The 23955-nt window shown below is 67.5% G+C and carries 22 protein-coding genes; 11 read left to right on the forward strand and 11 right to left on the reverse strand.

The window, feature by feature from the left end:
• Positions 1 to 312 (forward strand): hypothetical protein, encoded by a 312-nt coding sequence (locus AAHG09_RS07495; RefSeq protein ID WP_342106372.1) that lies wholly within the window; start codon positions 1 to 3, stop codon positions 310 to 312.
• Between the two features lie 30 nt (positions 313 to 342).
• Here AAHG09_RS07495 and AAHG09_RS07500 read toward each other — a convergent pair whose 3' ends face one another.
• Both AAHG09_RS07500 and AAHG09_RS07505 read right to left on the reverse strand, forming a co-directional pair.
• Complete coding sequence (locus AAHG09_RS07500) at positions 343 to 1449, reverse strand: PAS domain-containing protein (RefSeq protein WP_342106373.1); 1107 nt, start codon at positions 1447 to 1449, stop codon at positions 343 to 345.
• Positions 1450 to 1692: 243 nt separating this feature from the next.
• The gene (locus AAHG09_RS07505; protein ID WP_342106374.1) at positions 1693 to 1848 is read right to left on the reverse strand and encodes a hypothetical protein; all 156 of its coding nucleotides are present in this window, start codon (positions 1846 to 1848) and stop codon (positions 1693 to 1695) included.
• Positions 1849 to 1895: 47 nt separating this feature from the next.
• Here AAHG09_RS07505 and AAHG09_RS07510 point away from each other — a divergent pair, with 47 nt between their 5' ends.
• The 4 genes from AAHG09_RS07510 (at position 1896) to AAHG09_RS07525 (ending at position 8803) form a co-directional block, all read left to right on the forward strand.
• Positions 1896 to 3374 carry a methyl-accepting chemotaxis protein gene (locus AAHG09_RS07510; RefSeq protein WP_342106375.1) on the forward strand — a complete coding sequence of 493 codons (1479 nt, stop codon included), beginning with the start codon at positions 1896 to 1898 and terminating at the stop codon, positions 3372 to 3374.
• A gap of 142 nt (positions 3375 to 3516) precedes the next feature.
• The gene (locus AAHG09_RS07515) at positions 3517 to 5901 is read left to right on the forward strand and encodes a putative bifunctional diguanylate cyclase/phosphodiesterase (RefSeq protein ID WP_342106376.1); all 2385 of its coding nucleotides are present in this window, start codon (positions 3517 to 3519) and stop codon (positions 5899 to 5901) included.
• 722 nt (positions 5902 to 6623) lie between these two features.
• The gene (locus tag AAHG09_RS07520; RefSeq protein WP_342106377.1) at positions 6624 to 8084 is read left to right on the forward strand and encodes a methyl-accepting chemotaxis protein; all 1461 of its coding nucleotides are present in this window, start codon (positions 6624 to 6626) and stop codon (positions 8082 to 8084) included.
• Positions 8085 to 8356: 272 nt separating this feature from the next.
• Positions 8357 to 8803, forward strand: a complete 447-nt coding sequence (locus tag AAHG09_RS07525) for a hypothetical protein (RefSeq protein ID WP_342106378.1) — start codon at positions 8357 to 8359, stop codon at positions 8801 to 8803.
• Between the two features lie 368 nt (positions 8804 to 9171).
• Here the strand turns inward: AAHG09_RS07525 and AAHG09_RS07530 are convergent, their stop codons facing one another.
• Positions 9172 to 10152, reverse strand: a complete 981-nt coding sequence (locus AAHG09_RS07530) for an amidohydrolase family protein (protein ID WP_342106379.1) — start codon at positions 10150 to 10152, stop codon at positions 9172 to 9174.
• Positions 10153 to 10457: 305 nt separating this feature from the next.
• Between AAHG09_RS07530 and AAHG09_RS07535 the strand changes: the two genes are divergently transcribed.
• Positions 10458 to 10595, forward strand: coding sequence for a hypothetical protein (locus AAHG09_RS07535; RefSeq protein ID WP_342106380.1), 138 nt, complete (start codon positions 10458 to 10460; stop codon positions 10593 to 10595).
• Positions 10596 to 10929: 334 nt separating this feature from the next.
• Here AAHG09_RS07535 and AAHG09_RS07540 read toward each other — a convergent pair whose 3' ends face one another.
• Positions 10930 to 11193: a hypothetical protein gene (locus AAHG09_RS07540; protein WP_342106381.1), complete on the reverse strand. Its 264-nt coding sequence runs from the start codon at positions 11191 to 11193 to the stop codon at positions 10930 to 10932.
• Positions 11194 to 11266: 73 nt separating this feature from the next.
• On the reverse strand, positions 11267 to 11551 hold the full coding sequence (locus AAHG09_RS07545) for a hypothetical protein (protein ID WP_342106382.1): 285 nt from the start codon (positions 11549 to 11551) through the stop codon (positions 11267 to 11269).
• Between the two features lie 527 nt (positions 11552 to 12078).
• Between AAHG09_RS07545 and AAHG09_RS07550 the strand changes: the two genes are divergently transcribed.
• Complete coding sequence (locus AAHG09_RS07550; RefSeq protein ID WP_342106384.1) at positions 12079 to 12309, forward strand: hypothetical protein; 231 nt, start codon at positions 12079 to 12081, stop codon at positions 12307 to 12309.
• A gap of 117 nt (positions 12310 to 12426) precedes the next feature.
• Here AAHG09_RS07550 and AAHG09_RS07555 read toward each other — a convergent pair whose 3' ends face one another.
• The 3 genes from AAHG09_RS07555 to AAHG09_RS07565 all read right to left on the reverse strand — a co-directional run bounded on the left by AAHG09_RS07555 (position 12427) and on the right by AAHG09_RS07565 (position 17503).
• On the reverse strand, positions 12427 to 13611 hold the full coding sequence (locus tag AAHG09_RS07555) for a flagellin N-terminal helical domain-containing protein (RefSeq protein WP_342106387.1): 1185 nt from the start codon (positions 13609 to 13611) through the stop codon (positions 12427 to 12429).
• A gap of 293 nt (positions 13612 to 13904) precedes the next feature.
• Positions 13905 to 15122: an ATP-grasp domain-containing protein gene (locus AAHG09_RS07560; protein WP_342106389.1), complete on the reverse strand. Its 1218-nt coding sequence runs from the start codon at positions 15120 to 15122 to the stop codon at positions 13905 to 13907.
• Between the two features lie 62 nt (positions 15123 to 15184).
• Positions 15185 to 17503 (reverse strand): Tex family protein, encoded by a 2319-nt coding sequence (locus AAHG09_RS07565; protein ID WP_342106391.1) that lies wholly within the window; start codon positions 17501 to 17503, stop codon positions 15185 to 15187.
• Positions 17504 to 17891: 388 nt separating this feature from the next.
• Between AAHG09_RS07565 and AAHG09_RS07570 the strand changes: the two genes are divergently transcribed.
• Positions 17892 to 18092: a hypothetical protein gene (locus AAHG09_RS07570; RefSeq protein WP_342106392.1), complete on the forward strand. Its 201-nt coding sequence runs from the start codon at positions 17892 to 17894 to the stop codon at positions 18090 to 18092.
• A gap of 14 nt (positions 18093 to 18106) precedes the next feature.
• Here the strand turns inward: AAHG09_RS07570 and AAHG09_RS07575 are convergent, their stop codons facing one another.
• From AAHG09_RS07575 to AAHG09_RS07585, 3 genes are all read right to left on the reverse strand, one after another.
• The gene (locus AAHG09_RS07575; RefSeq protein WP_342106393.1) at positions 18107 to 18265 is read right to left on the reverse strand and encodes a hypothetical protein; all 159 of its coding nucleotides are present in this window, start codon (positions 18263 to 18265) and stop codon (positions 18107 to 18109) included.
• A 180-nt stretch (positions 18266 to 18445) separates the two neighbouring features.
• Positions 18446 to 20617, reverse strand: a complete 2172-nt coding sequence (gene mdoH, locus AAHG09_RS07580) for a glucans biosynthesis glucosyltransferase MdoH (protein ID WP_412760004.1) — start codon at positions 20615 to 20617, stop codon at positions 18446 to 18448.
• 35 nt (positions 20618 to 20652) lie between these two features.
• On the reverse strand, positions 20653 to 22221 hold the full coding sequence (locus AAHG09_RS07585; protein WP_342106394.1) for a glucan biosynthesis protein D: 1569 nt from the start codon (positions 22219 to 22221) through the stop codon (positions 20653 to 20655).
• Positions 22222 to 22434: 213 nt separating this feature from the next.
• On the opposite strand from AAHG09_RS07585, the gene hpf reads away from it, so the two are divergent.
• From hpf to AAHG09_RS07600, 3 genes are all read left to right on the forward strand, one after another.
• On the forward strand, positions 22435 to 23025 hold the full coding sequence (hpf, locus tag AAHG09_RS07590) for a ribosome hibernation-promoting factor, HPF/YfiA family (protein WP_342106395.1): 591 nt from the start codon (positions 22435 to 22437) through the stop codon (positions 23023 to 23025).
• Positions 23026 to 23165: 140 nt separating this feature from the next.
• Positions 23166 to 23633 carry a PTS IIA-like nitrogen regulatory protein PtsN gene (gene ptsN, locus AAHG09_RS07595; protein ID WP_342106398.1) on the forward strand — a complete coding sequence of 156 codons (468 nt, stop codon included), beginning with the start codon at positions 23166 to 23168 and terminating at the stop codon, positions 23631 to 23633.
• On the forward strand, positions 23633 to 23950 hold the full coding sequence (locus AAHG09_RS07600) for a hypothetical protein (protein ID WP_342106399.1): 318 nt from the start codon (positions 23633 to 23635) through the stop codon (positions 23948 to 23950). The genes ptsN and AAHG09_RS07600 overlap by 1 nt, the downstream gene beginning before the upstream one ends.
• Positions 23951 to 23955: the final 5 nt, after the last annotated feature.

Below are 23955 nucleotides of genomic sequence, written 5' to 3' on the forward strand. Positions count from 1 at the left end.
ATGGCCGATTTTCTGCCGCTGCCCGTCACCCTCTCGGCGGATGCGAGCCGCCGCCTGGGCGCACAATTGGAGATCGACGCCCGGGCGGGCGTCGATCTCGGCCCGCGCCACATTCAGATCGCGTGCCTCACCGCCTCCCTGTCCCACGCGCTGCAGGACCTCATGGATGCGATCGGGTGGGCCGCGGCGGACTTGCCCGCGGACGATCCCGCCCTTACCAGGTTGCGCGCCAACGCTTTCGCGGTGAGTTGGCTCGCCCTGGTGATGATGGCCAGCGCAGCCGAGCTTCGCGCCCACGCGGCCCCGGACTGATGGTGCTCCGCGGGGCGGCCCGTGGCGCTCCTACGCCTCCCGAACGCCGGGCTTGCGCCCCGGCTCGAAGGTGAACTCGACCCCCGCCTCCTCGAGTGCGCGCCGGACAGTCAGGAGCGTGTCGTGGCGGGCCCGCACCGCGGAGCCAGGATCCTCAAGCCGGTTGAGCGTGGACACCGAGACCTTCGCGCGTTGGGCGAGGTCGTCCTTCGACAAGCCGGAAATCGCCCGCGCCGCACGGATCTGGCTCGCGATCAGCACCTCCTCGGCGGCGTCCGATGGAGCGGCAGCCGGGGGGGCCGTCGGTCGCGGCGGATCAGCCAGGACCGCGCCGTACCGGCTGCGGCCCGGGACGCTGAGACAGACCCCGATCCACTCCCGGACCGAACCATCCTTGTTCAAGACCGGGACCCCGCGGGCGTTGAACCAGCGGTAGATCCCGTCCTTGCAGAGGACGCGGTACTCCGTGTTGTAGGCCGCCATGTGCTCGACCGCCGTCATCCAGGCCGCGTGCGTGCGCGGGCGGTCCTCCGGATGGATGGCGTCCGTCCAACCCAGCCCCTGGATGTCCGCGAAGCTCTGGCCGGTCAGGGCCATCCACTGGGTCATCTCGGTGGGCTCGCCGTTCGCCTGCGTGCCCCAGAGGATGGCGCCGGTGGCGGTGAGGAGGGCATTGAGGCGGTCGTGGCGCTGCATCAGCGCATTCATGGTCTCGTGCTGCGAGGTCACGTCGAAGATGACGCCCATGCCCTGCACCGGACGCCCGTCGGGCCCGAGGATCACCTCCGCGTGGTGCAGCACCCAGCGCTGGGTCCGGTCCGGCCGGACGATGCGGAACTCGCGTTGGATCGGCTGGCCGCTGCGCAGCACCGCGATCTGATCGCCATGCTCGGCCCGGTCCTCCGGATGGATCATGTCGAGGCCGAACGCGAACGTCACGGGCAGGGCCGGGTCCAGACCCAGGATGCGGTAGAGGCCCGGGGTGGCGTCCAGCCGCTCGGACCGCAGGTCGGCCGACCAGAAGCCGACCTTGCCGGTGTCCTCCACCAGCTTGAGGAAGTGACGCGAGGAGAAGGCGCGGGCCACGAGATTCGCCTCGACCATCTCCGGCGGGCGCATCAGCGTACGGGTGGGCATATGGCATCCCTCGTGCCGCGTCCGTATGCGGACGTCGCTCTGACATCTACGCTGTCACGCTATTGGTATTGAAAGGGTTAAAAGGAACGAAGACTTCCATTCAAAGCCGGTCTGGGTCGTGAATGCTTCGTCCGTTTGCGTCGCCCACGTAGGATTATCCATCGACCCCGGCATCCGCCAGAGCGGCAGTCAGCGGCTCGGGGCCGCCCGGTCCGAAGATGGGGCGGCTCACCGGCGGCCTATTCAGCCGTACCCGCCCGACGGAATGGCACGATTGATCTCATGCATCGACCAGCGCCCGTCGATCGCGGACAAATGGCAGAAAATTTGATCCGAAAACTTTGAATAGGCCGGAATTTCGTCGATCCGGTTGAGGTTGCGGAAGCCGGGAGCGTTCATCCTGGCCGAAATCAAGATAACGAGCCACCAGAGACTGGGTAGGTCAGATGTGGTTGCCTCAAGACGCCCTCAAAGCAAAGTTGAATGCCCTTGACGCATCGCAAGCGCTGATCGAGTTCGACCTCGACGGCAAGGTCATCACGGCCAACGCCAACTTCCTGGCAGCCCTCGGCTATCAGCTGGACGAGATCCGGGGGCAGCACCATTCCCTGTTCGTGGATGCCGCCGAACGCGCGAGCGAGGCCTATCAGCTGTTCTGGGCGGCGCTCCGCCGGGGAGAGCATCAGAGCGCCGAATACAAGCGCATCGGCAAGGGCGGCCGGGAGGTCTGGATTCAGGCCAGCTACAACCCGCTCATCGGGCGTAACGGCAAGCCCTACGGCGTATTCAAATGCGCATCGGACATCACGGTGCAGAAGCTGCGTCATGCCGACAGCGCGGGCAAGCTCGCGGCCCTCGACCGGGCACAGGGCATCATCGAATTCACCCTCGACGGCATCATTCTCACCGCCAACGCCGGCTTCCTCAAGGTCGTCGGCTACGGTCTTGAGGAGGTGAAGGGCCAACATCACGCGATGTTCGTCGACCCGGCCGAACACAACGGCACGGCCTATCGCGCCTTCTGGGAGGCGCTGCGCCGCGGCGAATTCCAGCAGGCCGAGTACAAAAGGATCGGCAAGGGTGGCCGCGTGGTCTGGATCCAGGCCACCTACAACCCGGTGCGCGACGCCTCCGGCCGCCTCGTGAAGGTCGTCAAATTCGCCGTCGACATCACGCCGGCCTATGCGGAACGGCTGCGCCGGGCGGAACTGCACCGCAGGATCGACCGCGATCTGGACGGGATGGCGACCGCCATCGCGCAGACTGCGCAGCAGGCGGTCGGCGCCGCCAGCGCCGCCGAGCAGGCCTCCGGCAACACGCAGAGCGTTGCGGCGGGAGCCGAGGAGCTGGCTTCCTCGGTCGGCGAGATCGGGCGGCAGGTCGGGCGCGCCCTGCAGGTCACCGGACGCGCCGTGGATCAGGCGAACGCCACCTCCAGCGTGGTGGCCGGGCTCGCCGCGGCGGCCCAGCGGATCGGCGACGTCGTCGGTCTGATCTCCGGCATCGCAAGCCAGACCAATCTACTGGCGCTCAACGCCACGATCGAGGCGGCGCGGGCGGGGGAGGCCGGCAAGGGCTTCGCCGTGGTCGCCGTCGAGGTGAAGGATCTCGCTACGCAGACCGCCAACGCGACCCAGAGCATCGGTCGGCAGATCGCCGAAACGCAGGCCGCCGCGCACCAGGCGGCCTGCGCCATCGCGGGCATCGGCGCGACCATCGGGGAGGTCAACGAGATCGCGTCGGCCATCTCCACCGCCGTCGAGCAGCAGTCCGCGGTCGCCCAGGAGATGTCGGTGAACATGCAGGCGATGACGTGCGCAATGGGCGAGATCAGCTGCAGCATCGATCTGATCGCCACCGCCTCGCAGTCGGTCGACGCCTCGGCCCGCCTCGTCCGCGAGGCCTCCCGGAGCATGGCGGCCTGACGGGCCGACATCGAGGACGCACCGAGTTGACGCGATGAACCCTCTGAGCCTCCTGAGCGCCTACGACCGCCTCCGGCTTGCGCCGGCCCGCGCCGCCGTCCCGCCGCGCGGGCGAGCGGCGCACGTGACTGGGGAGGCGCGTTTGCATCATCAGACCCGCGTCGCGATGCTCGGCGAGACCCTGCAGCTCGCCGCCTATTCGGCCGTCACCCAGGCGGCGGTCGCGCTGGCCCTGACCCGCATCTTCTGGGACATCGCCCCGCCGGCCTATCTGCTCGGGGTGGCCGGGGCGGTGACCCTGCTCTGCACCGCGACCCTGATCCTGGCGCAACGCTTCCGGAGCACCTTTCGTGGAGCGGCGACCGATCGCGCGGTCCGCCGCGGCTTCACGGCCGCGAAGCTCCTCGCCTTCACGCTCGGCCTGTCCTGGGCGAGCTTGCCGGCGGTGCTGCTGCCGACGATGGACAACGCGTACCGGGTCATCCTGGTGGCCGTCTGCGTCGGGCTCATCTCGGACGCCTATGTGGTCGGCCCGATCTACGGCGTCGCCGTCCTGCTCGCCGCACCGGTCGTCACCGGCCTGTTCGTCGGCCTCCTGGGCTGCGAGGCACCGATCGGCAATTCCATCGCGGTGCTGCTCGCCGTCTACGCGGCCTTCGTCTTCCTGAGCGCGCGGCGGATGTGCCGCCTGTCCTACGGCCGTCTGTGGGACCGGGTCATGGTGCAGGAGCAGAGCGAGACCATCGGCCTGCTGCTCAAGGATTTCGAGGAGGGGACGAGCGACTGGCTCTGGGAGACGGACAGCGCGGGCCGGCTGTGCCATGCCCGACGCCGCCTCGCCGCCCTGATCGGCCGGGATCCGGACGACCTGCGCGACCTCAACGTGCTCGCGCTCCTGCACGACTTCGCCGCCGACGGCGCCGCGCGCGGGGATATCGAGGCGGTCGCCAGCGCCGTCCGGGACCGGCTCCCGTTCCGGGACCTCACCGTCAGCCTGCGCACGACGCAGGGCGTTCGCTGGTGGATGCTCAACGGGAAGCCCACCTTCGACCGGCAGGGCGCCTTCGTGGGCTACAGGGGCGTCGGGTCCGACGTGACCGCCAGCCGGGCGGCGCAGGCCCGCATCTCGTTTCTCGCCGGCCACGATGTCCTGACGAGCCTGCCCAACCGCACCGGCTTTCATGACGCGCTGGCCGCGCTCTGCCGCGAGGTCGATTCGATCGAGCGCCGCAGCGCGGTGTTCTACCTCGACCTCGACGGCTTCAAGGCGGTCAATGACCGCCACGGGCACGGCGTCGGCGACAGCCTCCTCCAGGCGGTGGCCGCGCGTCTCTTGGCCATCGGCGGCCCGCACGGCGTGTTTCGCCTGGGGGGCGACGAGTTCGCAGTGGTGGTGCGCGACGTCGGGCGGGCGGCGGCCGAAGCTTTGGCCTCGCGGATCGTGGCCGAACTCAGCCGGCCGTTCCGGATCGCGGAGGCGCGGCTTGAGATCGGCGTCAGCATCGGCATCGCCTATGTGCCCGACGACGCCATCGAGCCGTCGGGCCTGCTCCTGCGCGCCGATCTTGCCCTCTACGCCGCCAAGGCGGACGGCAAGGGCTGCTGGCGCTGCTTTGACCTCTCCCTGGAGGAGCGGGTCGTCCGCCAGCGTCAACTCGACGGCGACATGCGCGTCGCCCTCGCGGCCGGCGAGATGGAGTTGCATTACCAGCCGCTGGTCGACATGCGGAACGGCCGCGTGACCGGCTTGGAGGCGCTGCTGCGCTGGAACAAGCCCGGGCTGGGCTGGGTGTCACCCGCCGAGATCATCCCGATCGCCGAGGCGACCGGCTTCATCGTCGAGATCGGGCGCTGGGCCCTGCGCCGCGCCTGCACCGATGCCCGGAACTGGCCGGACCAGCGGGTGGCGGTGAACATCTCGTCGATCCACATGCGCATGCCCGGCTTCCACGATGAGGTCGCCGCCATCCTGCGCGAAACGCATTTCGTGCCGGAGCGGCTGGAGATCGAGATCACCGAGTCGGTCCTGCTCGATCACGGCGGCGAGGTGCTGGAGAACCTCAAGCGGCTGCGCGCGATGGGGGTCCGGATCGCCTTGGACGATTTCGGCACGGGCTATTCCAGCCTGAGCTACCTGACGGAATTTCCGTTCGACAAGGTGAAGGTCGATCGCTCCTTCGTGCGGGATCTCCAGGGCCGACCCGAGAAGATCGCGGTCGTCGAGGCGATCGCCCGGATGGCGCGGGCTCTGTCCATGAACGTCACCGTCGAGGGCGTCGAGACGCATCAGCAACTGGAGGTCCTAAGGGACAGGCATTGCGATATCGCCCAGGGCTTCCTGTACAGTCCTGCGCGCCCGGCCCGCGAGATCGAGGCCCTGATCGCGCGGATCGAGGCCGCTGAGCCCGCACGCGCGGGCGAGGACCATCCGGCGAGCGACACCGTCGTCGCTGCGCCGATCCCGGCGAACGAGGACGGGATATCTGCAACCGGTCGTCCGGTGCCTGCGCTGGTTTGCGTATCCTGACCACCGGCTCGCACGCGACGGCTCGCCCCGCGGCGGAGCCCGGTCGGGTGACGGGCCGCGACATGCCGGCTCACTCCCGCCCGTCGCCCCGCATCTCACGCGGGGCGACGGCTGTCGGATAGGCCGGCCTCAGGCCCGTGAGCGCGGTCATGCCTGGCCTTTGAGAAAGAACCGTATCGGCCCGCAGGATCGACTCCTGGGCCGGCCAGGCAGGCCTTCCCCGTCGAAGGGCAGCGTTCCCCTTCCGAACGTGACCACCGTCGCTCCGCGAAATCGCACCCTGCGCGGCTCGGTTACGCCGCCGATGGGTGCGGCGAGTGGTCGGTAGCGGGCTGCCTATGCCGAAGACATGCCAGGCTGTTGACCCTCCTGCGTCTGACGACGCTCGGAAACGTGGCGGCAAATGCCCGTGTCCGCGTGATCATGGGGCGGATCAGACTGGGCAACACGCCTCTTCGCGCGCACCCACGAGCCACCGTTCGATCATCTTGGCGGTGCTTCTGATATTCGGTCCGCGATCCGACAGTGATCATGCTCGACCGTTCGATCAATGTGCGATTTGACCTGTTTTGATGCTTTTCGAAATTTGATCTCGAAGAATTCGCGGGAATTGTCACACGCTGAGACGTATCATGGCATCCGAATGGTATGTTTTTAGACCAGCTGAAAGCGCCGTTTAGGAGCTCGGTGGGATGATGCGACGTCTTCGCAGAGTCGCTCCCATGTTCCGCAAGCCAGCCTACAACGAATCCCGTGCCACCCTCGACGCCCTCACGCGTTCGCTTGCCATCATCGAATTCGGCATGGATGGCGAGATCCTGTACGCCAATGCGAACTTCCTGGCCGTCGTCGGCTACGATCTCGCGTCCATACAGAACAAACATCATCGAATTTTTGTCGGCGACGACGTAGCGGCCAGTCCGGAGTATGCTCAATTCTGGACGAACCTGCGGGCCGGCGCGTTCGTGTCCGGCGAGTTCCTGCGCATCGCGCGGTCGGGCACCAAGGTCTGGCTCGAAGCGACCTACAATCCGATCCTCGGCCCGGACGGCAAGCCGTTCAAGGTCGTCAAGTTCGCCAGCGACATCACGGCCAAGAAGAACGAGACCGGCCGGCTGCTGCGCATGATCGACGAAATGCCGGTCGCCGTGATGACCGCCGATCCGAACAACGATTTCAAGATCAACTACATCAACAGCACCTCGCGCAAGACGCTGGAAGCGATCGAGCGCTATCTCCCCATCAAGGCGTCCGAAATGATGGGGCGGTCGTTTGATGTCTTCCACAAGAACCCGCATCATCAGCGCAACATGCTGGCCGACGCGTCCCGGCTGCCGCATCGAACCAAGATCAAGGTCGGTCCCGAAACGCTGGATCTGCAGGTGTCCGCCATTACGGACGCGGACGGCACCTATGTCGGACCGACGCTGACGTGGTCGGTCATCACGGCGCAGCTCGCGATGGCCGACGAGGTCGCCGGGGTGGTCGATGCCCTCGGGACCGCGATCGGTGAGATGAAGGACTCCGCACAGGGCCTGAACCGGTCGGCGGACGCGGCGAGCGAGCGGGCGAACTCGGTGGCAGCCGGCTCTGAGGAGATGACGAGTTCGATCCACGAAATCTCGGGCCAGGTGGGACGCGTCTCCGAGCGCACACAGCAGATCGCCAATCAGGCCACGGCGACCGACGCGACCGTCCGAAACCTCGCCGCCAATGCCGGCGAGGTCGACGCGGTGGTGGGCATGATCAAATCGATCGCCGACCAGACCAACCTTCTCGCGTTGAATGCCACCATCGAGGCGGCCCGGGCCGGGCCGGCCGGCCGCGGCTTCGCGGTCGTGGCCTCGGAGGTGAAGGAACTCGCCGGTCAGACCGCGAAGGCGACGGGTGAGATCACCGATAAGGTCCATGCGATCCAGAAGGCGACCGGCGAGGCCGTGACGGCGATCCGCCTGATCACCGACGAAGTGGCCGAACTCTCGAGCCTGACGCTGGCCATGGCGAGTGCCGTGGAGGAACAAGCCGCCTCGACCCAGGAGATGTCGTCCAACATCACCGGCGTCTCCGCGGCGGCCGGCGAGACCGGACAGCTCGCCGAGATGGTTCGGCAGATTTCCGACACGCTGGCGGCGCATTCCGCCGGGCTCAGCGCCAGCATGCAGAAGTACCTCAAGGCGGGCTGAGGACCGTCCGGGACGGACCGCCGCGCGATGATCCGCCGACGGGCGTCCGACCGAAGCGGGCGCGGTATCCAACCGCTCCCGCGCGGAGCCTCCGGCCCGCCGTCGCTGGCGCGGTGAACGCCTGTGCATCCGAATAATGTCGCCCGCTACGGCGACAGCCTCGCCCCTCCGTCCGCGGCGGGGAACGCCCGAGACATGCCGGAGACCTGACCGCCCGCGGCTTCGCCGCGCGGAAACGGTCCCTCGTTCCGTGACATCCAGGTCCACGCCCCATGAACGCACCGCTCGACGACTTTGAAGCGATCGAGCCCCCTGATGCGCATTCCGCACCGGGGCGGCCGGGCCCATCGGCATCCCCGGAGCAGCGATCGTCCCGCATCGGCGCCGTCGCGCCGAGCCCCGGGTGCGGCCGTCGACGCACGGGCCAGCCGGTCAGTGCCCTCCTGAAGAAATCGCAGGCCGAACGGCTCGATCTGATCGGGGTGCGCAATCGGATCATGGCGGCCGACGACGGGCGGAATCTGCTCTTGGAACGCCTGAGCCTCATCGCGCGGATCGGGCCGGTCCGCCCGCATCGTCTGCGAGGCGTGGACGTGATCGAGTGGACCATCACCGCTGCGGGGATCGCCGCTCTTCAGGCCATCAGGTCCACCGACTATTTGTCCGTCCGATTTGCCCGGAAAGGCGATCATTCCGCTTTCGATCAGGTTCGATCCTGAGCGAGGACGAAGGCGCGCTCACCCAGCTTGGAAGCGGCCAGCGCCGGCACATCGTTCATCCCGTGCGCCCTCCCTCGCGAATGGCGTCGGGTGGGTCAGCCGTCATCGTCGTCGCCGCTGACAAGCGACGTGAACACCAGATCGGATCTCGGCTTCGAGGCCCGGCTGTGAGGCCAATGCAACTGGTTTTACTGGAGCGATGCTCGATCTGATCCACCGGGCAGGATTGTTGACTGCTTTGCCGTGGGAGCCAAAGGCCTGTTTGAGCTATCAAGGTCAAGCGTTCGCCGGATCGACGTGTGGTCCGCGCCTCCCGCCATCTCCTGCGCACCGCGACGCATCGGCTTCGCGGTGCGCCGTGCCCTCACTCAGAAGTCGTAGAGCCGCTTCGGATTGTCCACGAGGATCCGATCCCGCGTGGCGCGGTTGGGCACCCACTCCGCCAGCAGGCTCAGCAGACGACCGTCATCGATGTCCTGGGCCGGCGCGAGATCCGTCGGCTTGCGGTCCGGTCGCGGGTTGCTGTCGGGATGCGGCCAGTCGCTGCCCCAGACCAGCCGTTCCGGATTGGCCGCCACGAGGGCGCGGGCCAGCGGCAGGACATCCGGGTAGTCGGGCGCGCGGGTGGAGGCGCGGTAAGCGCCCGACAGCTTCACCCAGGCCTTTCCGCTGCGCACGAGATCGAGCACGTCACCAAAACCCGGCTGATCGGCGCCGAGCGCGGCCTGTGCGCCCGCGAAATGGTCGAACACAACCGGGACCGGCAGCGCGGCCAGCTGCTGCTTCAGCGGGGCGATGACGGAGAGACGCGAGTAGATCTGGAGGTGCCAGGGGCGCGAACCGATCTGCTGGACGGCGCTGTCGAGCGCCTTGGCGGAGACCGCGGGATCGAAGACGCCGGCCTGCTCGAGGTTCACACGGATCCCGCGGATCCCGGCTTTGACCAGCGCATCGCGGTCCGCCGCACTCGTATCCGGCCCGATGACGGCGACACCCCGCGCGCGTTGAGGGCCAAGGACGCGCAGGCCATCGAGGGTGGCGGCATTGTCGGTCCCATAGACGCTGGGCGTGACGATCACCACGCGATCGAGCTTGAGCGCGTGCTGAAGTGCGAGCAGACGATCCGGCGGGTCGACCGGCGGGGTATAAGCGCGCCCGCTCCAGAACGGGAACTTCGCTGGATCCGGGATGACGTGGACGTGGCAGTCGCACGCTCCCGGCGGAACGGCGAACGTGACCGACGTCTTGACGGTGGGCGCGGCCTCGTTTTCGGCCGAGCGGACCGCACCCCCGGTTAGGGTGAGGCTGTTGGCGACGGCGAGCGCCAGCGTCTGTCTGCGCGACAGCATGGGGTTTCCTCCGGATCCTGGGCGGCCTTCTCTGGGCCTGGTCATCGGATCATTCGCTCGCGTAAATCGCAAGCCGTCAGCGTCTAAACAACCACTGGTTCATCGACCGGTATCCGTCCTGCCACCGATCTCGCGCTCCGGCGCTATCGGCCGCGTACCCGCGTGAACTATCCGCCCCTGGCTGACGATCGAACATCAATCGCCATCGGAGCAGTAGCGTCGCGCTTCAGTATCCACCGCTCAAAAGGCGCGTGGCGGAACGTCCGGTCGCGCGACGACATTTCCGCTCGCTCATGGAGGCAACGATGACCGAGAAGAAGGGCCACGGCAGCAGCACTGCCAAGAAGGCGAATGCGAAGGCGAGCAAGGAAGGTCAATCAAACCCACGCAAGTCGTCCTCGGCTCAGGTCGAGCTCGGCAAGAAGGGTGGCAAGAGCAAGTAGGGAGACCGGCCTGCTCGACAGGCAGGACTGCTACGGCGCAAACCTCCGCACTTTCGGGGACACGTTTTGCGCCGTAACCAAGTGCGCTTCTTTTGCTCCGCACGGACGCGCCGCCATTTCAGCCGTCATACGGACGGGATTTTGCATCCGTCGTTGCGGATTAGTCCGAATGATGGGGCTGTAACTCCACCGACATCGTTGGTGAATGACGCGCGCCGGCCGAGGTTTGTCCGCCCGTAGATCTGGCATCACGGATGGCATGAGTGACAAGCCACCCGCCGGAAACGAGTCCTTAGAGCGGTATGTCTCCCCGCGGGCCGAGTCGCTGGCGCAGCTAGTCTCGACGGGGGGCGGTTCGCGTCGTTCCGATGGGTCCATCGGCCGAGCGAGCCTCGATACGGTGGGACATTCGGCCGACGCCGAGCCCTGCGCGCAGCTTCGCGGTTACGCCGGCCATCACCAACAAGCCGAGCACCAGAGCGAAGACCGTCAGCGTATGCCTGATCGCGTCGTCGTACCCCTGTCCGGCATTGATGATCAGCCAACCGACACCCACGAACAGGCTGGTCGCAACGAGCGGGATTGTCAGGTCGGGCATGACCGCGACAACGGCCGGAGGCGCATCAGGGTTCGATGCGTGCCCTGATGGGGTTTCTCGAGCGGGCGACCGCTCAGGCGCCCAGACGCCGCTGGACGACCTTCGGCGCCGGTGACATCGCCTCAGCCTGATGCGTTACGTCGCGAAGCGCCGCGACCATGACGCCGGTCTGCGCTTCGAGGGCGCGTCTGCGCCGATCGCGCTTGATGGTTCGCCACGCCAGGAGACCGCCGGCGAGCATCGTCGCCGAACTCGCGACCAGGGGGGCACCGATCACAACGGCCCATGCCCCGAAGGGAAACAAGGCGCATGCGGCCAGAAGCCCGGTGCAGAGCGTGACGGCTAACAGGACCACCATCGAAGCCTCGCCCGACCCAATCAAGCCGCGTCAACGGCAGCCCTGTTGTGCCTATGCTGGCTCGGTTAATCGAGGGTCAATCGACGGCATTTGATTTCGTGGGCCCGACAAGAGCGGATCCTGATCTACCGCGCAGGGTCTCGAATTTGGCTTTCCCAGCTTGCCGTATGGCATGTTGCTTGGTTCGGTGATCCTTAACACTGTATGCACGCGCGATCGATCCATCCGTTCCGGAACGAGGCAGATCCTCAAGTCCGTCGCTTATTCATCGACCGGCGTCTCAAACAATGGCGTCGCTGGAGCGGGGGCGCTCGATTGTCGCCGTCATGTCGTGCGGCCTCGGATGCTAAGAGCGTATCGGTGAAGCGAACGGGCGTGCCACATCGGCCTGTGACGGACGAAGCAGTTCCTCGCCTCGATCACGCCCTGATACGCAGCCACCAGATCTAGTGCAGATGCACCACTTGTTCCGCAATACTCAACGGGATAGCGTCACAATATAATAACATGCGGGAGCAGAGGCTTAGATGGCCGTCGACGACCGCGCCAGCGCGCGTTTGGCCGAGATCGCAGCGCTGCTGGGTTGCCCGGTCGAAAAATTCTTCGCGCACGACGATGACGCGTTCGATATCGGCATGACCTACGAACTGTTGAGCCTGTGGAGCACCATCCGGCAGCCGCAGGTTCGTCAGCGCATCCTCGAAGCCGTGCGTTCGGAGACGGGGCGAAACGGCGCTCCACCGGGAACTGCTGCCTAGCCCGGTCCACCCATGGTCGGGGCACTCTCGAGCCACACGGAACCCGTCGACGACGCGCATAAGAAAAGGGCCGGCCGGGCGTGTGCCCGGCCGGCCCTGTCTCAAGCGAGGCGTACCTCAGCGCAGGAGCTGCAGGACGCCCTGCTGGGCGCTGTTGGCCAGCGACAGGGCCGAGATACCCATCGACTGACGGGTCGAGAGCGCCTGCGAGTTGGCGGCCTCCTCGTTCAGATCGGCGTTCGTCAGGTTCGCCGAGCCGGTGCCGAGGATGTTGATCAGCTGCTTGGTGAAGTCCTGGCGGTTCTGCACGACCGTCAGGTTCGAGCCGAACGCTCCCGACTGCGCGCGCAACGTCGACGACGCCGAGTTGAGCTTGGTCAGGACGGCGTTGATGTCGGAATCGGCCTGAAAGTTGGAGTTGGCACCCGACGTGGCGACCGGGCTCAGGCCCAGGCCCGTCGAGGAGAAGTCGACGCCTTGAACCACGAGGCTCGACTTCCCGTTCTCGTTGAACTGGATCTTGAGCTGGTTCGCCCCGCCGCCGCCGAGAAGGTTGACGCCGTTGTAGCTCGCATCGGAGGCCAGCTGATCGATCTGGGTCAGCAGGTTGTTGAACTGCGATGTGAGGCTGGTGCGGGTCGCGTCGCCGGACGCCGGAACGGCCGCCGTGCCGGTGATGCCGGAGGAGAAGCCGATCTTGGCACCTTCGGTGGAGTCGAAGGTGATGTCGCTGGTGGTCGAGGCGGCGACGATCTTCGTGCCTCCCGAATCCACGGCGAACGCAGTCGTGCCGGCGGCGGTGTTGAGGGCAGCCACGGCCGCCGTCACGTCGCTGGCGGTGGTCGCACCGCTGGTGCCGCTACCGGCAGCCAGCGTCGCGGTCTTGGCAACGCCATCAACGGTGAAGTTCACGGTCGTCGTGCCGCTCGTCGCGGCCGCGTAGGCTGCGCCCGTCGTCGAGGTGGTGAAACCGGACACGGCCGGAGTGGTGTAATTCTTGCTGGCCAGGGCCTGATTGGCGAGCGACTTGGCGCTGTCGATCAGCTTCTGGATGCTGGTGATGCCCTGGTTGGCGGCCTGGATGACCTGCACGCCGTTGCTGACGCCGTTGAGCAGGCTGTTCAGGTCGTTCGACCGGTTGTCGAGGCCCTGAGCGGTGAAGAAGCTCAGCGGATCGTCGAGGGCCGAGTTGACCTTCTTGCCGGTGGCAAGACGATTCTGGGTGGTCGCGGTCAGAGCCGCCGTATCCTGCAGCGAGAGCAGGTTCTGACGCGTGGCGGCCGACAGGGTGATGGAGGACATAGGATCGATCTTTCTGATGTAGTGCCACCCGTTTCTCGGGTGCCGCAGTCATGGCGCCGCAGACGTTTCTTTCGCGTTAAAACGAAGCGGTCTATTCCAGTATGCGAGATGATCCTTAATTTTTTGATTATCAAACGCTAATAATTGTTCGAAATGCAAAATGTTACCGCAATCTAATGAAGGAAAGCAGCGGATCAGTTGGCGATTTGCTGATGAAATACACGGAATATGACCCATATAGAAGCATACAACGATTGTGATATTGACGAAGATTTGCAGTCGCTTTGCGATATCTAGATCCGATCGCGTAGGACGTGACGAGCCGCTGTACCATCGGGTCGTTCCGTTGATCGGGCCGCTCTGGACTGAACGGCGTGCTGGAAGGCGGCGAAGACCTTGTGCATCTGCGGGCGCTTGTAGGGATAGAGTTCCTCGGGATCCATGTCGTGGATGATCATACCGGTATCGGCTTCGAAGATGAGCAGTCGACCGTCCCGGCTCTCGGCGCAATCGACGATCAAATAGTCGAGCCCGGTTCGACGATGGATCTCGGCGAAAGCCGTGCGGTGCCGCGGCACGAACACAGCGTCGAATTCGGCCATTGCCGCAGCCTCGGCGCTGCGCTTGGCGGGATCCTCGCTCATCCCGGCATTGAGATAATGAATCATCCAATGATCGCGGATGGCCATGTGGCAGAGAAACGGGATACCGTCGACAAGTACGACCCTGAGCTTTATGAACAATCCATCCGGATGGCTGTAATCGTAGAACTGCGTGATGTAATATGTCGTTGCATTGACGTCGCGGATATAGGCCGCGAGGTCCTCGGAGCGGTCGATCTTCTGCAGTGCATTGCCGGCATGGGTATCGATCGGTCGCATGAGAACCGGGTACTGCAGGCCGGTCGGTAGCCGGTATCCCCCGGAGACGAAGTCGGCTTTCGCCGCCCGCGCGACGGACGGGATCAGGAGCCCGTCGGATCCAGCGAGGGCCTCGGCGAGCCCGTGCCGGGAGGTCTTGAGGACGTGGCGCGGATGATTGATCACCGGGCGGTCCCAGCGCGCCGCCGCCGAGGCCAAGGCTTCCAGCACCGGTTCGTTCGCGGTCGCGTAAGCCACGGCGACGATGCACACGTCATGATCCGGTAGCGTGGCGGGACCAACCTCGCCGGGCAGCACGTACAGGTATTCGACCCGGAACGCTGGGTGGGCCAGCAGGAAGTCGACCGGCGTATTCGCCATGAGGTCGCCAGCCGTGACGATGACCAGGACTCGCGTCACCGCGTCGGGTCCGTTGGCCAGCAGCTGGAAATGCCGGCAGCCCTGCAGAACCTCGCCCTGGAGCTGCAGGGCTGGCTCGAAGCGATGCATCAGCAGCAGGATCGTAGCCAGATCGAGGGCCGTGCCGGCCTCGAGGGTGCCGGTCTCTGCCTGGGTCAGGATTTCGTCAGCCCGGGCGGCCATATCCGCCCCCTCGAAAGCCGCCCGGATGAGACCCGCCGGCCCGATCATCGGGCTGGGACCGGTTTCGTGCGTCTTTGGCAGAGACATGCGATGATTCCCGTCGGTGACAGTCAGCGCCGCCGCGTGGATGAAGCCGCCCGGCGGAGCGCGTCCGCAAGCGCGCCGTTCGGAGCGGCATCAGGCGCTGGCCGTGGGGGCGCGGGGCGCGATTCGGGCCGCGCGTCTCTCGATGGGCGCCCCGAGCCCGCCGTCTCGACCGGATCGTCCAGGCGCATCGACAGCGCGATCCGCTTGCGCGCGACATCGACGCCGAGCACCAGGACGCGGACCACTTCGCCGATCCGCACCACTTCGGTGGGCGCTGTGATCCGGCGGCGTGCCATCGCCGAGATGTGGACGAGGCCGTCCTGATGCACGCCGAGGTCCACGAAGGCGCCGAAGGCCGCCACGTTGGTGACGACGCCCTCCAGTTGCATGCCTGGTCGCAGGTCGCCGATCTTCTCGACGCCCTCCTCGAAACGCGCCGTTTTAAACGCCGGTCGCGGATCGCGGCCGGGCTTCTCCAGTTCAGCGATGATGTCGCGCACGGTCGGCAGACCGAAACGCCTGTCGACAAATGTCTCGGGGTTCAGCTTGGCGAGGGCCGCCGTGTTGCCGAGGAGGATGTGGATGTCGCTCTTCGTCGCCTGCAGGATCCGGCGCACCACCGGATACGCCTCCGGGTGGACGCCGGAGGCGTCGAGCGGATCGTCACCCTCGCGGATTCGCAGGAAACCCGCGGCCAACTCGAAGGTCTTCGGGCCGAGCCCCGGCACGGCCTTGAGCGCGGCCCGCGCGCGGAATGGACCGTGGGTGTCCCGATAGGTGACGATCTTGTCGGCCAGGGACGATCCAAGCCCGGAGACCTGCGCCAGAAGGGCAGGGGAGGCCGTGTTCACGTCGACGCCGACGGCGTTCACGGCATCCTCCACCACCGCCGATAACGAGCGTGACAGCTTCGTCTCGCTCACATCATGCTGGTACTGCCCGACGCCGATCGACTTCGGATCGATCTTCACCAACTCGGCGAGGGGATCCTGCAGGCGTCGCGCGATCGATGCCGCGCCGCGATGGGATACGTCCAGATCGGGCAGTTCCCGGGAGGCGATCTCGGAGGCCGAATAGACCGAGGCACCGGCCTCGGAAACCGTGACCTTGACGAGCTTCAGGTCGGGATTCTCCGCCATGATCTCGGCGGCGAGCCGCTCGGTCTCGCGGGATGCCGTGCCGTTGCCGATCGCGAGCAGTTCGACGCCATGCAGGCGGCAGAGCTTCCCGAGCGTCACCACCGCCTCCCGCCAGCGGCGCTGGGGTTCGTGCGGGTAGGTGGTCTCCACGGCGACGATTCGGCCGGTCCGGTCCGCGACTGCGACCTTCACGCCGTTCCGATAGCCTGGATCGAGCCCCATCGTGGGCCGGCCGCCGGCCGGGGCGGCCAGGATCAAGTCCTTCAGATTTCCGGCGAATACCTTGACCGCCTCGTCCTCCGCGCGCTCGAACAGGCGGGTGCGCATGTCCTGCTTGATACCCGTGCGGATCTTGGTGCGCCACGCGATCCGAACGGTATCGAGCAGCCACGGGTCGCCGGGGCGTCCAAGAGCCGCCACGCCGAAGCGCCGGCAGATGGCCGTCTCGAACGGGCCCGGGCGCCCGGGCTCGGAGTCCTCACCCTCCGCCGCGAAGGCGATGTCGAGCACCTCCTCGCGCTCGCCGCGGAAGATCGCCAGTATTCGGTGCGAGGGCATCCGCTCCAGGCGCTCGCCCCAGTCGAAATAATCCTGGAACTTCGCCCCTTCGGTTGCCTTGCCCCGGCGGACCTTGGAGACGAGCTGGCCGCCGCGCCAGTAATCCGTCCGCAGCCGTCCGGTGAGGTCGGCATCCTCCGACAAGCGCTCGATCAGGATCGCCCGGGCGCCCTCCAGCGCGGCGGCCGCATCAGGGACGCCGCGTTCCGCCGAGACGAACGCCCGTGCCGCTGCCTCGGGTGCCTGCTCGGGCCGCTTCGAGACCGCGTCGGCCAGCGCTTCGAGACCGGCCTCGCGGGCGGTCTGGGCCTTGGTCCGGCGCTTCGGGCGAAACGGCAGGTAGAGATCCTCGAGGCGCGCCTTCGTGTCGGCCGCCGCGAGCGCCGTGGCGAGCGCGGGCGTCATCCGGCCCTGGGCCTCGATGCTCTCCACGATGGCCCGGCGGCGGTCGTTCAGATCGCGCAGATACGACAGGCGCTCCTCGAGCCGGCGCAACTGCGTGTCGTCGAGGCCGCCCGTGTTCTCTTTGCGGTAGCGCGCGATGAAGGGAACGGTCGCTCCGCCATCGAGCAGCGCCACCGCGGCTGCCACTTGCGCTTCCTTGACGCCGAGTTCTTCGGCGATGAGCGCGGTCACGGCTGTCATGCGGTCTCCGTTCGGCAGAAAAATGGGTGCGCTCCGCCTGCCCCGCCAAGCCGCCGGAACCATGGCGGACGCGAGGCCACATGATCCAAGACGACGGGCTCCGCATCGCAGCCCGCAGCATCCCGCAGTCAAATCTGTGGACAAGGCTGATGCGGCGCATTTGCGAGAACGAGCGTATCGGCCGCGACGAGGATCTGCAAGCTGTCAGCGAAAAGCCCGACACGCGTCCAAGAACAAGTTTTGCGAATGCTTTGCCGCCTCAGTCTAACAATAAATGCAATCGGTCTTCTATCGACGCCAACCTTGACGCGACGTCGGTTGTGTCATCCCGATGTCACGGCAGTAGGTAAGTCTTATCCCGTCGCATGCTGCGAAAGGCAGGCGCCCTGTGCAGTTCGAGATCCGCGAATCCGGTCGGTCTCTGTGGTCCTGGGCGCTGGTGAACGAGACGGCCGAGACCGTCCTCGAATCGCGACGAAGCTTCCCTTCGCGGGCTCAGGCGACGGCGGCCGCTTTGGCGTTTTCGCAACTCGTCGCCCGGGCGGGGCGCTCGCTCTCGGGGGGGCCCCGGCAGATCGGCTTCCTTTGATCGATCGCCGGCCGTCAGGTCCGGTGGCGGACGAGGCTGACCAAGCTCAGGCAGGCGATCGCGCAGCCCACGCCCATCGCGCCGAGGCAGCTGATGGTGCGGACGGGCTCACCCCGGGCCAGCACGATGGCGACCGTCAGGGGCAGGAGCAGGAAACCGAGCAGCAAAGTCATGGCGCATTCCGGTCGGCAGCTTCGATGTGCCGGCGCGACGGTAGTGGCCGAATGGTTAAGCGCGTCTGACGGCTCCTGTGGTGCCGCCGGCGGTGACGATCCGCGCGATCGTTCCGTGGGGGAGGGAGGCAGGTCCTGAGCGCCCGGAAGCCGGCAAACTGGAATCCCCCGGATTCCGGGTCAGCGCAGTTGAACGAGCCGGTCGACGAGAGCCGGGTCGTGAAGCAGCGCCATCCGCTCCCGCGGCGTGAGCCACGCCATCGCTTCGGTGACAGCCTCGGCCTCCTCAATCTTGGCGGCGGCCAGCGTCCGGTCCGGGTCGATCGCGCCGCGGGGACGCGCGCGTCCGGGCGGCAACATCCGGGTGTGGGCTGTCGCAAGATTGGGATCGGCATTCAGTGCCGCGAGGGCATCGGCATCATCGAAGCCCCGCGCGGCGTTGCGGGCGGCGAGGGCACTCGCGCGCGTCGCGATCGCGGGGGGCGCAGCCTCTTCCGGCGTGCCGAGCAGGCGCCGGTTCTTCAGCGCCAGCCCGAGGCCGAGCTGACCGCTGGCCCAGGAGATCGGGATCGCGAGCACCAGACCCACGATGGTGGGGCTCATCCAGAGGAACAGCGATGTCGCGATGGCGAAGGCCGCGATGCCCGCCACGAGACCCAGCAGCGTGTGCCAACTGTGCCGGGCGATGATGTCGCGGAGCGGGATCGAGCCGTCGTCGCGCCGCTGCGGATTCCAGCCCGTGTCGCGGCCCAGCAGGATACTCACGACGGAACCGGACTGGACCACCATCGCAACCGGCGCCACCAGCGCCGAGAGCAGGATCTCGACGAGGCTGGAGAGGATGAGCCGCCCGCCGCCGCCGCAGGCTTGCCGTACCGAACGGTCGAGCAGGGCCAGGATCAGGCCCAGGAACTTCGGCGCCAGCAGCACCGCCATGGTGAGGCCGAACAGCTGGAGCGCGCGGACCGGGTCGAACCGCGGGAAGACCGGCGAGAAGCCGGCCCCGCCGAAATAGTCGGGCCGCTCGGTGGCGGTCTGCAGGACCAGCAGGATGCCGACGACCAGTTGCAGCAGCCAGAGCGGCGAGGCGAGGTAGCCGGCGATCCCGGTGGCGAAATGCTGCCGGGTGGCCGGGTGCAGCCCGGCCGCGCCGATCACCCGGGCGTGCTGGAGGTTGCCCTGCGCCCAGCGTCGGTCGCGGACCGCCACGTCGATCAGCGAGGGCGGGCTCTCCTCGTAGGAGCCCTCCAGGCGGTGCAGCATGTAGACCGTCCAGCCGGCCCGGCGGATCAGCGCGGCCTCCACGAAATCGTGCGACAGGATGTGGCCGCCGAAGGGCGGCTTGCCCGGCAGGTCGGGCAGGCCGCAGGCATCCGCGAACGCGCGGGTGCGGATGATGGCGTTGTGGCCCCAGTAATTGCCGTCCCGGCCCGACCAGGCCGCGAGGCCGGCCGCGATCACCGGGCCGTAGATCCGCGCGGCGAATTGCTGGAGGCGGGCGAACAGGGTGTTGCGGTTGATGATCAGCGGCAGCGTCTGGATGATGCCGGCATCCGGGTCCGCCTCCATGGCGGCGGCGAGCGCCACGATCGCCGGGCCGCTCATCAGGCTGTCGGCGTCGAGTACCAGCATGTGGTCGTACCCGCCGCCCCAGCGGGTGACGAAGTCGCCGATATTGCCCGCCTTGCGGTGATGGTTCTTCGGCCGGTGGCGATAATAGAGGCGGGCCTCCGGCCCGAGCCGTTCGCGCAGGTCGAGGAAGGCGCGCTCCTCCGCGATCCAGGCATCGGCCTGCGTCGAATCGGACAGGACGAACCAGTCGAAGTGCCGTCCGAGCCCGGTCGCCTCCACGGCCTCCCGCATCGCCTCGACGCCCGCGAAGGTGCGGGCCGTGGCCTCGTTGTAGACCGGCATCAGGATGGCGGTGCGGGTCGTCAGCGCCTCCGGCATTGCCGAAGCGCGCTCGCGGCGCAGCAGCATCACGAAGCCCAGCAGGCCGCTCGTGAAGGCGAGTGCGATCCACGAGAAGGTCAGGCAGAACAGCACGACGAGGGCGAGCTGGAGCGCGGTCGGGCTGCCGGAGACCGACACGGTCTCGACCATCTGCCAGCCGCCATAGGCGGTCAGTGCCAGCGCCCCGCCGAACACCCAAAGGCGGGCGAGCCAGGGGCTGCGCGCCCGGCGCACCGGCCTGTGGCCCAGCCCCGGATCCCAGCGCGACAGATCCTGGACCGGCATCGCCAGCGGCGCCTCGGGCGGCAGGCCGGCATCGGCCGGCGGGTCGGCCCAATTAGGCTCCGCGCCCGGCTGACACGCGTGATGGGGCAGGGTGATCGTGTCGTCCAGTCGCACGGCGGAGGTTGATCCTCTTTCGGTGGGCGGCGGCATCACGGCGTCCAGCGGTAAAGCCACGTCTCGCTGGCCCGGGCTTGGCCGCGCCGCAGCGCGAGGCGCAATTCGCTCGCCTTCTCGCTGCCCGGATCGAGCTCGAACAGGATTCGCAGGGTCTTGCGGTCGAAATAGCGATAGCGGTCCTGCCGGGTGATCGTTCCGGCCGAGGCGCTGAGATCGACGTCGATGTCACCGGGCTCGAACAGCCCGTCGCCCTGGAAGTCGACCGCGAACAGGCGCCGGTTGCCGCTGCTGCCGTGGCCGCAGCGGCTGTCGCTGACCCGCGCGATCCCGGGCGGCAGCGGATCGGGCCAGCCCTTGGACCAGTGCTGGCGGCAGAGGAAGCGCATTTCCCCGCCCTTGGCGAGCTTCGCCTTGGGACGCCAATAGGCGAAGACGTTCTCGTTGAGCTCCGAGTCGCTCGGAATTTCGAGGAGCGTCACGGCGCCCTCGTTCCAATCGTCGAGCGGCTCCAGCCAGAGCGAGGGCCGCTGCTCCCAGTGCCGCCGGTCGTCGTCGAAATCGGCATAGGCGCGGGCACGCTGCATCAGGCCGAATCCCTTCGGCCCACGATCGACGAAGGCCGAGACCTGGAGAGCTTCCGGATTGTGCACCGGGCGCCAGATCGGCTCGCCGTAGCCGTTGTGTATTGCCAGACCTTCCACCGAGAAGGCCGCTGCGCGGAGATCGTCGACGTGTCGGCGGTCGAGGGCCCCGAACAGGTAGCTGCCCTGCATGCCGCCGAGCCCGATATGGTCGAGATCGGCCCGGGCGAAGACCGTACCGTCGATCCCCGCCACCGAGGCCTCCCGGCCCGGCGTGAGGGTGAGCTTGAACGCCGCCGTCGCGGAATCGGATTCGGCGAGGGCGTGGACCACGATCGGCTGGCCGGGGGTGGGGGTCTCGATGAACAGGGCCCGGAACAGCGAAAATTCCTCGCCCCGCGCATCCGCCGGCCGCAGTGCCAGCGCCCGCGCGTTGATCCCGAAATCCTGCCCCTCCGCCACGAGATGGAAGAAGGAGCCGCCCTGAAACAACGCGAAGTCCGACAGCGCACCGCCCTCGGCAAAGCGGGCGCGCAGCCGGAAGCCCGAGAACGCCGTGGCGGCGTCGAGGTCCGGCAGTTCGATGCCGGGGGCCGCGAACGAGGCCTTGTCGTAGGTGATCGGCCGCACGAGACCGTTCTCGATCAGGAACAAGGCGACCGGCGTGTCGAAGATCGAGCCCCGCAGCAGCGGTTCGAGACTGTAGCCGATGTCCTGACCAGCCCAAATCCCGCGGCCCTCGGCCGGCCGGATCGCTTCGTAGGCCTCCCGCGACAGGCCCTTCAGGGCGGCCGGCAGATCCCCGGGCTTGGGGCCGACATAGGCCACCTTGGCCCGGGCGCGCGCGACATCGAGCAGTGTGTTGGCCTCGAACGCCATGCCGGCGCCCGGGAGGGGCGGCACCGCCTCCGGCTCAGCCGCCTGCGTCATGCCGGGCAGCGACCCTGCGGCCGCGCCCAGGGCTCCGGCCAGCACGGTGCGGCGGGTCAGGGCAACGGGCTGGCGGGCATGTCTCGTCATGCGGTGGTCGGTCTCTCGTGTTTCTGGCCGGCGCCGGCCGTGCTGCCACCGGGTTGAAACCCGGCCCGGCGGAAGGCGCTCCGAACCGCTGTCTATACGGACAAGGCGGCTGAACCCAGGGTTAAGCACCCGACCGAACCGCAAGCCGCTCCGTTGACTTAACCCGAGCCGGCTCTCTAAGTCGGCTGACTGCATCAAAACGGGGGAGGCAGCATGGGGTCGTTGCGCGTCACGGGCCACGGCGTTGATCTCGGCGAGAGTCTGCGCGGCCGCGTCGAGGAGCGGATGGCTGCGATACAGGCCAAATACCTCGATTCGCATATGAGCGACGCCTGCAACGGCCACGTCACCCTGCGGCGGGATGGTTCAGCCTTCCGGACCGATTGCGTGCTCCACCTCATGTCCGGCCTGACCATCGAGGCGAACGGGTTCGCGCACGACGCGCGTTCGAGCTTCGAGCAGACGGCCGAGAAGCTGGAGACCCGGCTGCGCCGCTACAAGCACCGCCTCAAGCAGCATGCGACCGGGCCGAGCGACGCCGCGATGGAAGCCGCCTACGCGGTCCTGGCCGCCCCGGAGGAGGACGACGACGAGCCGGCCGACGGGGATGCCCATCCCCCGATCGTCGCCGAGAGCACGCGGACCTTGCAGCGCCGCACCGTCGGCGAGGCGGTGACCGCGCTCGATCTCACAGGTTCGCCGGTGCTCGTGTTCGTCCATGCTGGCACCGGGCGCGTCAACGTCGTATATCGGCGCAGCGACGGCGCGATCGGCTGGGTGGACCCACCGAACGCCGTCGAGTGACGCGGCGGGTCGGGAAGAACGGAGCCGGAACCGGTCTGTTTCCCGGTCGATTGGTAGCGGGGGTGCGGCTGTTCCGGTCGTGGATACCCCCGCAACGAGGCCCGTCCCCAGCAGACGGGTGACGGGGCAACGGTCGTTCGATGCCAGTTCTGGAATTCCTCGACCCTGAGTCGGTCGTGCCGTCGCTGCGCGCGCGGGCCAAGAAGCAGGTGCTTCAGGACCTCGCCGCCCAGGCGGCGCGTCGCCTGCCGGCCCTCGGCGAGCGTCCCGTGTTCGACACGCTGCTCCAGCGGGAGCGGCTGGGCTCGACCGGGATCGGCGACGGTGTGGCGATACCCCACGGCAAGCTGCCGGGGTTGGACCGGCTGTTCGGCCTGTTCGCCCGCTTCGACCGGCCGGTCGATTTCGAGGCGCTGGACGGTCAGCCGGTCGATATCGCGTTCCTGTTGCTGGCCCCGGAGGGGGCCGGAGCCGATCACCTGAAAGCCCTCGCGCAGGTGGCGCGGGTTCTGCGCGAGCCCGGCATGCTCGCCCATATCCGGGCCGCCCGGGACGCCGGGGCGCTCTACGCCCTGCTGACCCGCTCCACGGCACCGCAGGCCGCCTGATGGCGCGCTTTCGAATCGTCGCCGCCCTGATGTTAGCGGCGGGTCCGGCGCTGGCGCAGGGTGAGACCACCTGCGCGCGCGATCTGCTCGTCGCGCAGTCGATGCAGCGGCAGGCGATCGACCAGCTGGAGCAGGCGGACGGCGACGATGCCAAGAATTGCCGCGTCTGGCGTCGGCACGTCGAGACGATGCGCCGCGTCGCGGGGGTCTACGGGCGCTGCCTGTCCGGCTCGGAGCGGAGCGAACGCCTCGCCCAGGTTCAAGGCTCTGACCGGGAATTCTCGGCGGCCATCAAGGCGCGCTGTCACGGGCAGTAGGGCCG

It is taken from the genome of Methylobacterium guangdongense, assembly GCF_038442355.1.
Lineage (GTDB): Bacteria > Pseudomonadota > Alphaproteobacteria > Rhizobiales > Beijerinckiaceae > Methylobacterium > Methylobacterium guangdongense.